The sequence below is a fragment of the Pantoea sp. AS142 genome, from assembly GCF_037152305.1.
Classification (GTDB): domain Bacteria; phylum Pseudomonadota; class Gammaproteobacteria; order Enterobacterales; family Enterobacteriaceae; genus Pantoea.
Genome location: NZ_JBBCMO010000010.1, coordinates 113,641 through 125,809, shown reverse-complemented (window position 1 = coordinate 125,809; position 12,169 = coordinate 113,641). Strand labels below are relative to the sequence as shown.

Annotated in this window: 9 protein-coding genes; 7 read left to right on the top strand and 2 right to left on the bottom strand. The window is 48.9% G+C overall.

Going from position 1 to position 12,169, the window contains the following annotated elements; genetic code table 11:
• Positions 1 to 163: 163 nt before the first annotated feature.
• On the bottom strand, positions 164 to 586 hold the full coding sequence (gene uraH / locus WFO64_RS17595) for a hydroxyisourate hydrolase (protein ID WP_337013348.1): 423 nt from the start codon (positions 584 to 586) through the stop codon (positions 164 to 166).
• A gap of 2,081 nt (positions 587 to 2,667) precedes the next feature.
• Here uraH and WFO64_RS17590 point away from each other — a divergent pair.
• From WFO64_RS17590 to WFO64_RS17560, 7 genes are all read left to right on the top strand, one after another.
• The gene (locus tag WFO64_RS17590; RefSeq protein ID WP_337013347.1) at positions 2,668 to 3,285 is read left to right on the top strand and encodes a LuxR family transcriptional regulator; all 618 of its coding nucleotides are present in this window, start codon (positions 2,668 to 2,670) and stop codon (positions 3,283 to 3,285) included.
• A gap of 20 nt (positions 3,286 to 3,305) precedes the next feature.
• On the top strand, positions 3,306 to 3,851 hold the full coding sequence (locus WFO64_RS17585; protein WP_337013346.1) for a fimbrial protein: 546 nt from the start codon (positions 3,306 to 3,308) through the stop codon (positions 3,849 to 3,851).
• 57 nt (positions 3,852 to 3,908) lie between these two features.
• The gene (locus WFO64_RS17580; protein WP_337013345.1) at positions 3,909 to 4,655 is read left to right on the top strand and encodes a fimbria/pilus periplasmic chaperone; all 747 of its coding nucleotides are present in this window, start codon (positions 3,909 to 3,911) and stop codon (positions 4,653 to 4,655) included.
• Positions 4,606 to 7,188, top strand: a complete 2,583-nt coding sequence (locus tag WFO64_RS17575; RefSeq protein WP_442956160.1) for a fimbrial outer membrane usher protein — start codon at positions 4,606 to 4,608, stop codon at positions 7,186 to 7,188. The genes WFO64_RS17580 and WFO64_RS17575 overlap by 50 nt, the downstream gene beginning before the upstream one ends.
• A gap of 4 nt (positions 7,189 to 7,192) precedes the next feature.
• Complete coding sequence (stbD, locus tag WFO64_RS17570; protein WP_337013343.1) at positions 7,193 to 8,518, top strand: fimbrial usher protein StbD; 1,326 nt, start codon at positions 7,193 to 7,195, stop codon at positions 8,516 to 8,518.
• Positions 8,484 to 9,200, top strand: coding sequence for a fimbrial assembly chaperone (locus WFO64_RS17565; RefSeq protein WP_337013342.1), 717 nt, complete (start codon positions 8,484 to 8,486; stop codon positions 9,198 to 9,200). The genes stbD and WFO64_RS17565 overlap by 35 nt, the downstream gene beginning before the upstream one ends.
• 227 nt (positions 9,201 to 9,427) lie before the next feature.
• On the top strand, positions 9,428 to 9,763 hold the full coding sequence (locus tag WFO64_RS17560; RefSeq protein ID WP_337013341.1) for a gamma-glutamylcyclotransferase family protein: 336 nt from the start codon (positions 9,428 to 9,430) through the stop codon (positions 9,761 to 9,763).
• Positions 9,764 to 10,100: 337 nt separating this feature from the next.
• Here the strand turns inward: WFO64_RS17560 and WFO64_RS17555 are convergent, their stop codons facing one another.
• Complete coding sequence (locus tag WFO64_RS17555) at positions 10,101 to 12,146, bottom strand: FUSC family protein (protein WP_337013340.1); 2,046 nt, start codon at positions 12,144 to 12,146, stop codon at positions 10,101 to 10,103.
• Positions 12,147 to 12,169: the final 23 nt, after the last annotated feature.

The window sequence follows — 12,169 nt, the reverse complement described above, 5'->3', positions numbered from 1 at the left end:
TAATGACTGCAGTGGGATCGTGTACCCATCAGGTCCATCCGCAAAACCGACATGTGACGTAACGGTGACGGATGCTTATTGACGGGCTGGTGGAATGTTTTCCGGCGCACGCTGCGGGAGAGGGGGAAATCCGGCACCTAAGCGCCGGATCAGGCGGACCAGATCAGTTGCCGCGATAAGTTGAGTAACCAAACGGGCTCAGCAGCAATGGGATATGGTAGTGCTCACCGTTAGCGTCCATGTTGAACTCAACCGGGATCTCGGGGAAGAAGGTTTTCTGGTTTTCCTTTTTATAGAAGTCACCGGTTTTGAACACCACGCGGTAGCTGCCGGTGCTGGCCGCTTTCTCCTGCGGGAACAGGGCGCTGATTCGACCATTGTTATCAGTGACGCCAGACGCCAGTTTCACCCAGTTATCCTGCTGCTTTTGATCCAGTTCAACTTCAATGCCTGCCGTTGGCTGGCCAGTTTGCAGGTTAAGAACGTGTACGCTTAGTGGGTTTTTGACAACAGCAGACTGGGCTGCGAAAGCTGACGTGCCTGCAGTCATCAGTAATGTTGCTATCAAAGCATATGAAGTTTTCATCAATGTTTCCTTTATTGACTGTTTGGGGTCGAGTGACAGTGCAGAAAGAATAAAGGGCCTGAGGCCAAAGAGATATTGACTCGCAGGAAATGTGAAATTTCTGAGAAGAGAGATGCTGCGGACTTAGTTACATCATGCAGTTTCACTGCAGACATTAACCTGGCTTCTGAGCCGCAATTGCTTGTCAGTAAATAAAGGTTTCATGCCAGGCCGGCTCTCACTCATGTCGTGAAGGGCTGGCAGAGCGGTAACGACTCTTAACCGCCTTGATATGGCGTAATGGCGTAACCCCGTTACCCACTACGTCATGCATGATATCCGCCACAGCCAGAGGCAAATCAGTGCGCAGAGAGTGAATGCACTGCACGCGGGTGGAGACGCGTTCTTAGTATGGCCGCGGCAATCGTCACAGCGGGTTCTGGTGTTGTTCTGGACTCGAAAAAACGCGATGACGTCCTGAGTTTACAACCTCCGCGACATTCAGCCGCGGGGAGGTTATTTATCGGCTGCGAGGATCATCATGTAGTGGATGCGTTCAAGCCTATCAATTGTAAATTGATAACGGAGGTTTGCAGGCAAGAGGCAAGACACGAAGACGGTTTAACACGCTGCCAGCAGCAAGAGCGATTCAGGATGAATAAGATTAACAGCATGGCAGGGAACAAGAGAGCAAGAAGGAAATGGCCAATCAGACATTCAATTTAACATAATATACATTATGCGCATATTCGTGCTGCCCGGGATTCTGACGGTCTATCATCAGGTCGGTTCTCCATTTGCTGTTGATTATGCCGGTTTCCCACATTGCAGCAAACTCTGTCAAATGCGATCACGACATCTTCCTGACCCTTTTCGTGCCGCGTATTCCAACCCGCGACTGAATGTCATGCTGCGCTCTTCAGACTGGCTTTCTCCGCTGGAGATGTTCTTCAGCGATGTCACGCGCTATCTTCACCAACAAATTTGCTGCCAGAGATTTGCAGCCTGACGACGGTTTAACCTTCTGCAACCGGTAAGAGGCTTTGCGCACTCTGACCGTTTACCGATTTCACCTAATCAAATGCATTTTGCACTCAGACAATGACGCCGCTACGCAAAAATTACCGCCGTCACCAGGGTTTGGCTGTCATAGAAATGCTGCAGAAGCGTCTCCGCATACTCTCTTTCTCTTGTTATTTTGATGTCTGCACCCCTAACAACACTATCGCCGTAAGCGCACCCACAGCTAACTACTTTTTGTTCACTCCGTTACCTGTCCAGTAAGTCCCGCAATGATGAAGAAAACCAGTGTCAACTTTCCACTGTTTGGTCAGCCCAATCCATGCTCGATACTCGCACTGCGCGTTATTACCGTGGCGCAATAATGCTCAAGCCTGGAACCCTGACCCCTAATCAAGATTTTCACGTTTAATTTCGATGTATCAGAAAATAGAAACGTAAATCTTCACGCAGTAAAAATCATTTTTTTATACAAAACCTGAATAATTGATCCCCCTTTAGAAAATAACTATAGATCTCTTTTACTTTAATGACATAGTAAAAAACAGTTATGTTTCCGTTCGCTAAATAACTGATTTAGATCAATATTTATAACATGCGCGTCAATTAACATATTTGTTACTAGGATTTTTCTTAACCAAAAGAGATTGTTAGCCTTAAATATCCCCCTTTTTTTATTTCTCAGATTTAATGGTAATTTCATCGTGATGAAATAAGGAGTAAGCGCAAAAAAAACGCAGTTAGCATTTATTCACCCACACCAGTTCGTAGGTTGAAATATACAAAAATGGGCACTGATTAAAATTAACGCATATTTAGCTTTGAGTGCGGAATTTTTATTGATCAAAGTAGCCTTATTTGCGAAATATTCCTAACGGACGTAAAAAACTCCTGGTCTCTCAGCGTCGCTGATGGATTGGCATCCTTTTGTGTCCCGAATTTTCAACCAATCCTACTCTCAGACATGGAGGACACCACTTAAGAAAAATCTGAATGCAGTAAATAGCAGATAATTTTCATCGCCTTGAAATGCGCGGTTTTTTATCGATAAAATAACCACAACTCTCGCAACGACATTAAATATGATGAAAAAGATAACCAGAGAGGAAATTCGCTGCGCCACCTGCAAATATGGCTGTGATCTCACCCATCGCGCATCAGACATTTATAACCGATGTCCATTGCAAAAAATCACCACCTGGCCTGGAGGGAATCATTTTTTCTCCTCATCCCTGCTTAGTATGGTGGCTGGAAAATATGAAAGTATCTTTTGCAGAGGATGCATTTTCGTTGACTTCTCCCGGGGGAATGTCAGGTATTTTACCAACAGCAACTGGATTGAATATTTAAAAAATACTGGATTGATGCTGGTTATCGTCAGCGATCGCTTTATGGAACCGCTTGCGACGTACTGGCAAAAAGAGGATATCCGCATACAAACCGTGATTTGTGCAGACCAGTCTCTGGAAGAGACAAGCAGACAAATTAATGGCTGCTATTTTGGCCTGAAAGCTGAAAACAGTAAAAGAGTTAATCCACTCAAACAGGATGAAGTTCAGTTCCTTGATCTGGCGATGAATGGGCTTTCACTGACAATTATAGCCAGAGAGATGGGTGTTGAAAAAAAGCGCGTTTATAACATCAAAGATGCTATTCGCCGGAAAATGGGCATCAGCCTCAATCAGTTGTTTTCCGCATAAAGAAGATAAAGGAGTATTAAATGAAGATGAAAACCCGATCGCTCAATCTTGCTGTTTTAATCAGTTTTGCGCTGGGGTCAGGCAGCGTATTTGCAGCCTCAGATAACACCATCAATTTTCAGGGTGAAGTGACCTCTGAGACCTGTTCAGTGTCGGTAAACGGTAATAATGCTTCTCCTGTCGTTCTGTTGCCAACGGTGAGTACGTCGGACCTTGCAACGTCTGGTGCGACTGCGGGTGATACCACCTTCACCGTGGGCGTGAGTGGCTGTACCGGTGACAGCACTAAGACCACGAAAATCTCTACGGTATTTGTGGGGAATAACGTCAGTGCCGCCGGTAACTTATCGAACACCGGCACAGCAAATAATGTGGAAGTACAAATCCTCGACCCGAAAGATGCGGTCATCGATCTGACCAGTGGTTACACCGGCAGCGGCGATATGACCCTTCAGGCGGGTGAAACCTCAGGCTCTGCCACCTACTCTGCCCGTTATTACGCAGCAGGCACACCTACTGCGGGTACGGTAACCGCATCACTGCAATATGCCGTGACTTACCAGTAATCTTTTCCGTGCGTATCTGGCCATCCGGATACGCACGCCACGCTTGAGATATCCGATATGACTTCGCGCATTATGTTTTTCCCATTAAAATTTGTAATAATGATTTTTTTGATGATGCTTATTTCGGATAAAGTCCAGGCGAGCGTCACTATTCTTGGTAGCCGTATAATTTATCCGGGTAACGCGGTCTCCGTCGATGTCCAGTTAAAAAACAACGATAAAATCCCCTACGTCATTCAGACCTGGTTTGATAACGGCAATATGGATTCGCAACCGGGCGAAGATAGCGACGCGCCTTTTATTGTCACGCCACCGCTGTTTCGGATTCAGCCTCTCACTGGCCAGGTTTTACGAATCAGGTTCATGCCTGAGACCGCATTACCACAGGATCGTGAGACAGTTTTTTGGTTTAACTCTCTGCAAATTCCACCTGCCAATATTCAGGATGAGTCAGGCCGTAACAGTATGGTTTTAATGTTGCGTAACCGGATGAAAATATTTTATCGGCCAAAAGGGATTAGTCAGCCAGATAATATTTTCGACGGGATAAAGATAACGATGAAAAAAGAGGGAATTGAGATCAACAACACTCAGCCCAGGTACCTCTCACTTACTGACGTTGCAATAAAAACAGCAGGAAAACAAATAGCCTGTGATGCAGATATGATTGCGCCCTTTTCGATAAAAACAGTCAGATGCAAAGCCGCTATTCAACCTTTATCCGTTAACAGTACAGTTTCTCTTTCAGCGATGAATGACCAGGGGGCAAAAGTCAGTGAAAACTATCCGATTGCAGCCAGGTAATATTCACCTCTTTTTTTTACCTCTCTGTGCATCATTCACTCTTTCAACGTATGGATTCGCGGAGGAGTACTATTTTGATCCTTCGCTGTTTAAAGGTTCCACTTTTGGTCAGAATATCGATCAGTTTAATCAGCAAAATATCGCACCCGGCAACTATTATGTCGATATCTATGTCAACAATAAGCTGGTTAAAAGTGGCGTCACCCTCACCTTTTTGCCAGAAGAGAAAAGTCGGCCGATAGAACCCTGTCTTTCCCCAGCGGTGGCTGAATCATTGCATCTTAAGTCGCTAAAAAAATCCACAGCCAGCGATGGCTGTCAGCCTTTAGGTCACTGGTCGTCATCGGCACGCTGGCAATTCGATCAGGCTTCACTGCGGCTGCAATTAACTATTCCGGATGCAGAATTAATTCATTTGCCACGCGGAAATATCCCCGTTGCTGAATGGGACCCGGGGATAATGGCTCTCTTCATCCGGCATAACACCAATTACAACTGGACGAAGAATACCGCATCCGGTTACCAATACCAGTATCTCTGGAGTGGTATGACGGCTGGTACCAATATTGATAAATGGCAACTGCGGCATCAGGGCAATTTGCGGTTTATTGACAACAATGTCACCGGCAGTGACGTTCGGTATATGACGGTCAGAACCTGGCTTCAGCGCCCTGTTGAATCGCTGAATAGCCAGCTGACCTTAGGCGACAGTTATACGGAAAGCTCCCAGTTTGGGAGTCTCGCGTATAACGGTATCAAACTCACCACCGATGAAAGGATGCGTCCGCAGAGCCGACGTGGGTATGCGCCAGAAATTCGCGGCGTCGCTTCATCGAGTGCCAGGGTTATTGTCAGGCAGCTGAATCGCGTTATTTATGAAACGAATGTCGCGCCTGGCCCCTATGTTATTAATGATTTGTACAATACCCGCAGCCAGGGCGATCTGGATGTTGAGATCGTTGAAGCGAATGGAAAAACGTCATCGTTTACCGTTCCCTATGCTTCTGTTCCTGACTCGGTCAGACCGGGAAACTGGCATTACTCTGTTGCGTTAGGTCGGGTGCGGCAGTATTACTCCGTTAATAACACTTTCTTCGAAGGGCTTTTGCAGCGTGGTATTAGTAACCGAGTGACTGCTACAGCGGGATCGCGGCTGGCAGAGGACTATCAGGCCTGGCTGCTTGGCGGTGTCTGGACCTCTCAGGCGGGTGCGGTAGGATTGAACACCACCTTTTCCGATGCCAGGGTCGATCAAAACAGAAATGCCAGGGGATGGCGCGCCGAGTTGAGCTATAGCAAAACCTTTGCGACCGGAACCAACCTTGTGCTGGCTGCCTATCGTTATTCAACCAGCGGTTATCGCGACCTGCAGGATGTGCTGGGTGTCCGGCGCCAGCAGGATAATGGCATCAATTACTATTCGGATACATTGCATCAGCGCAATAATTTTTCTGTGACCCTGAGTCAGTCGATGGAGGATTATGGCTTAATTAGCCTGAGCGCCAGCACAGCGGATTTCTACAATAACCGGTCACGTATTACTCAGCTTCAGCTTGGTTATAACAATAGCTGGAAAAACATCAGTTACAGTCTCAACGTTGGCCGACAGCGCACAACCTGGAATTATGATCGTTTCGGTGTGAGTCTGGACGACAGTGATAACACCAGGCGGGAAAAGTACACCGAAAATACCGTTGCTTTGAATGTCTCGGTTCCGCTGAACTGGGGTAATAACGCGGCGTCAGTGGCCTATAACTACAACCAGTCTAAAGAAACACGTAATTCTACTCTCTCCCTGACCGGTTCGTCGGGCGAAAATAACCGGCTCTCCTGGTCTCTGTATGGGGGAGCCGAACAGACGCAAAATAGCGGCAGTTACCGTGCCTCGTTCGGCGGAAATGTTCAGCAGAATACGCGCATGGGCGGGGTCCGTGCTAATTATGGCCAGGGTGATAATTATCGCCAGGCAGGATTAGGGCTTTCTGGTACGGTGCTAATCCATCCTGGCGGCATCACTGCCGGACCTTATACCAGCGACACCTTTGCACTTGTCCATGCAGAAGGCGCTCAGGGAGCCAGTGTGCGCAATGGACAAGGTGCCGTTATTAATCCGTCCGGCTATGCCATTCTGCCCTCACTGACCCCTTATCAGGCTAATACCGTCAGCCTGGATACACGTTATATGAATGCTGATGCTGAATTAAGCGGCGGCAGTCAGCGCGTTGTGCCCTATGCTGGCTCTGTTACGCGTATTCATTTCGCCACCTTACAAGGTAAGGCGGTGTTGATCGCGCTGAAGAATGAAGATGATAATATTCCGCCAATGGGTACTGAAGTTCGTGATGCTGATAATACCGTAATAGGCATTGTCGGCCAGGGTGGCCAGTTATATGCACGGGTTCCGCATGACTCTGGTACCTTAAAAGTCAACTGGCAATATAAAGGCAATAAAACCTGCTTTGTTAATTATCAAATAACCGGTCGGGTGAATGAAAATATTGTTCGCCTGGATGCCATCTGCCGCAAGGGTTAATAGTGTGAGAATCAAAAAATTACGGCTGTCTTTTTTTTTATTGCTGCTTAATACAACCGCCTGGGCCAATTGCAGCGTCGTCACCGCCACCTCCTCTCTTTCTCAGAGCGCGATTGCGGCAGGTTATACCGCCGCCAACTGGACGGGTGCCTGTGATACCTGCTCAGGTAATGTGGGCCTGCCTTCAGTAATCAGTATCAATACCGGGAAGACCTTTCAGCCCTCCGGCACCCTGCTGGCCAGTTCTGTGGGTAGCTTTCTGACATCCGCAAGCAATGTTTCCTACTCGGCTAACCAGATTCTTTACCGCTGCGCCGTGGCAGATGCAGACAGTTTGTATGAAATGTACGCTACCAATGGCGACAGTCCCTATGCCGGGCAATATATTACGTCTGAAGTAGATGGCGCTTATTACGATGTGGCCGCCAATGTCGCCGTAAGGTTGACCAATCTGACAACTGGCGAATATTACAGCCGATACTGGAAAGCCCGACAACTCACGGCCAATGACTGGTATTCCGATGGCACTTATATCTATATTCCGGCCAGTGCATTTAGCAATGTGTTATATGAAATGTTTAAAATAGACTCTACCCGCTATTACGCTAGCAACAGCAATCGCTATGTAGATATCTGGACACAACCTCGCGGATATCTTGCTTTTAAAGGGCCAGGGCTGGATACCAATAATCTCAAGGTGGGCCAGGACAGCCTCTCTAACTGGTATGGTTTTTACCGTAACTGGCCCGCGGCCTGGAGCACTTATTCCAATGTCACCTATGTGCGTGGCGCGCTGTGCGAAGTCCAGGATTACCCTTCGGTGGTGCTGTTGCCCACCGTCAGCGTCAATACCCTTGCCGAGGGTGGGAAAAGTCAGGCTCCTTTTAATATCACTATCCAGTGTGAGGCCGGCGCAATCTCCAGCACCACTACCTCTACAACCACGTCAGCAAATGTTGCCATGGGCTTTCTGGTTAATCAGTCAAATGCGGTGACGCAGGCAAGGAATCTTGGGCTAACCACCGCTGGCGGCGGGTTAACCTGGCTGCTGGATACCCACTATGGCAGCAGCCCTGCCGCCTCCGGCGTCGGTATAAAGATTTATGACAGCCATAATATGGCGCTCAATTTACTCCCTGACAGAACATCGACAGGCACGGGCAACAGCCGTGGCTGGTATGCCTACAAAGATTTAACGTCGCAAATCTCCTCAGGAGGCGCTGATATTTACAGTGGCGATTTCACTGCTTCTCTTGAAGCGCTCAGCGGGCAAACTATTACAGCAGGAACAGTCAATGCGCAGTTACAGGTTGTGGTCAGTTTTCAGTAACATCTTCGTGTTATCTGGCGTCCTGCTCTCATTCAGCGTGTGGGCGGTGGTGAATGTGGATAAAACGCGGGTTGTTTTTAATCAGTCAGATCTGACCCAGTCGATTAATGTTATTAATAGCGGCCAAAACGAAACTTTTTTGCAACTTTGGACAGACGATGGTGACCTGACCCTTTCTCCCGATGCCAGTATCACGCCCGTTATTGTCATACCGCCGGTTGTCAAAATGTATCCGGGTGAAATGCGTTCACTGCGTCTGATGCTTACCTCACGGCAGGCGCTGCCCGCGGACAAAGAGAGCCTTTACTGGTTAAATATTTACCAGATACCGGCGCTGAAAAAAGAGCTAAACGCGGCTGCGCGTAAGGTAGTGTTACCACTGAGGATCCGGATGAAAATCTTTATCCGGCCTGCGGGACTTAACGCCCCGCAGACTACGGATCCGGAAAAGCTCCGTTTCGCAGCCAGGGGAGATAAAATCACGCTAACCAACCCTACTCCCTGGTTCATGAGCATGACGGTGAATCCCAAAGGTCAGCAATCGATAAAAGATATTATTCTCGCCCCATACTCTGATCTGCAGATTGAGAGTCGCACCACGCTGAAATCCGGAGATTCTGTGAATTATGCGGTGATCAATGACCAGGGCATTCCGGTTAATTACACCACCACCTTTCAGTAATCTGACCGTAAAGCGCAAACGAACAGGTGCAGATCACACTAAAGCGCCCTTTTACGCCAGTCTTCAGGCGTCCCTACGTGAATGTGCTGCGCAATAGGTGTGGCCACTTTCCACAGAATTTGACCCGTAAGCTGGCTGAAGCCATCGATAACGTCGCAGTTCTGCAAGACAAGGCGTTTCAGGCACGTTAAAGTTGCTGGCTTCGACAGTTTTCTGGATGAGAGAAAATGAAACGCTTATTTGTATATGGCACGCTCTGTCCGGGCCGCGAGAATGCCCATATTCTGGAAAACATTGGCGGAGAATGGCTGGCCGGTTCGGTGAACGGCACCTTCTATGAGCGTGGCTGGGGCGCAGCGACCGATTTTCCAGGCATCGTTCTGGATGAGCAAGGTCCCAATGTGCCGGGTTATCTGTTTGTTTCAGACCAGCTGGATGCCCACTGGCCGATGCTGGATGCGTTTGAAGATGGCTATGATCGCGTCGAGGTTCAGGTTTTTACTGAAGATAATCAGCAGCTCGGTGCGTGGATTTATCAGCTTCAGTCGCCGGCAAAAAGCTGAACCCTCCTCTCTGCCTGCACTGAGATATGCGTCCCCTGCTCTTCTTGCTGGCTTCAGGTGCGGCGTATGACCTGCATCTATAAACGATTTCACCTGAGCATGGCGGGCAACAAATATGTATCCATCACTCTGATTTTAAATCGGCACTATGTCCTTTATGTCATCTCTGTTCTGCACCTGTCCGGCCTTTTCCGTGCAGTTATCTTTTTTCTTATCAGAATTGATATACAGGCACGGTGCCTGACCATTAATTAATTGAAAATAAAATGTATGATGTAACTAAATCACGTTTTATCTCCTCTTATGGGCGATCTTTTTCTTTAAGCCACCCGCCGCTTTACTCCGGCCAGCGCTGATGCGGAAACAGTGACACCCGAATATTAAACAGATGGATTAAGGGCGCGACCACTGCACTCTCCTGTCGGGCAAGTGGCTCCAGCCCCAGCAGTAACAAGTCCAACTCATCCAGCAAGTCCTGATGTGGCACTGACTGCAGCGACTTCATCTTGCGCTTCAGATAGAGCGCAAGCTCGTGAAACATCTGACCGCTATCGATCTGATGACTCTCCAGCACCTCATGATAACGCGCGTAAAAGTCATAACAGTTGGCACCCAGCCAGGTTTCCGTAATCAGATACCCGCCCACCACGATATCCGGCACCGGATCGAGCCGTTTACGCGGCAGAATGATATTCACCCTGTCGAGCATCCGCGCAATAAATTGCTGGCGTGACAGCAGCGTGGCGGAATTGCGCTCCACCATTTTGATAAATCCTAATAGATCGCGCAGCCCCCGTTGCACCGCTCTTCGGGCAATCCATGACGGTCGTTTATTGCGGATCAGCGCCGTCAGCACCACCGCAAACATAATCCCCACCATCGAGGAGATTGCCGCATTCAGTGTAACAATCAGATTCGGGACATAGTGATGGCTTAAGCCGATAAAACCGGGGATTTGAATGGCTACACTGAGTCCCACCATATTGGTCGCCGGATTGGCAATCACCAGACTCAGCAGCATCAGACCCGGTAGCAGACAGATCATCAGCGCCTGTAAGGTATTAGCCTGTGGGATTAGGAAAGCGATATAAAACAGGCTGACGACCAGCGCAACCATCACCCCTTTCACGAACAGTTTCATCGGCGTCACCGGGGAATCGACACCGGCAAAAAATGAGCTAATGATCGCCGCCATTAAAGGCGCATTTGCTCCATCAGCCCAGCCGCTACCAATCCAGAACAGGCTGGAGAGAAACGTCGCCAGAAAAGCCGTCAGCGCAGACAACCTTAGCAGACCTTTGTCGATATGCCGATGTTCCCGGATATTGCGGATTGCCGCCCCATCGCCGTGGCTATAGAGATCCCCTGCGCGCGCACTGACATTCTCATAGGCATCCGCAATGCGCACAACGTTAGCCAGCCGCTCCATCAGGCCAATCAATAGCAGGCTCTCTTCGGTTGCCAGCAACCCTGACTGCCACTCACGTTCCAGGGTGGTCTGACTGGCAGCAATCGCTTCACGCAGCCCGGCAATATCCTTAATTCGATCATGATGCAGCCACAACAGAAACTGCTGAAACACGTCGGTGACGCACGGCGGAAAACGAATATTCAGCTCGGCCAGTACCCCAAGCCGTGACTCAATCGCGGTCAGAGTCGGCAGCAGATAGCTCAGATGCTGATACTGCACGCTGACCAGACGGATGACATTTCGCGCTGCCTCGCCTTCATAGACGCAGTGAGTTAACAGCGTTTCAACATTCAGTGGATAACCTGCCATCTGAATCAGGATATCTTCCCGCTCCAGCGATTTGTTCTTTGCCATACCGCTGATCAGTTCATCACATAATTTGCGCGCGTTCTGAAACCAGAGATTAACGCTCTGCTCCAGCAGATGGTGCATCGGCACCGGAAACACCAGTCGGTGAACCAGTGTGCTGCAGAGGATGCCCAGTGTGATCTCTTCAATACGCGAAATCACCGTGTTAATAATCGCCGACGGTGACTCCACGTCGGGGAAGCCCATAATCGCCGCACTGTAACCGGCCAGCATAAAGATATAGCTCTTTGGCGTGCGGTCATGCAGAGAGAGCCAGAGGCAAACCGTCACCCACAGCGACACGCACAGGCTGAACAGCACGGGTGACTGCACCGTTTCAGGGTAGATCAGCAGAATAAAGATGCCACCCAGCAGCGTGCCTACCAGACGAAATAGCGATTTCGAGACAGTCGATGCAGCATAGAGTTGTGAGGTAACGAACACGGTGGTCAGCGCCCAGGCCGGTTTCTCAAAGTTAAGAATGAGCGCCACAGAGAGTGCGATAAACGCGGCAAGGGAAGTTTTGCAGGCAAACAAAACCGCGTTTTTGGTAAACCATTTCATCAAATGATAGCAACCAGGAACTT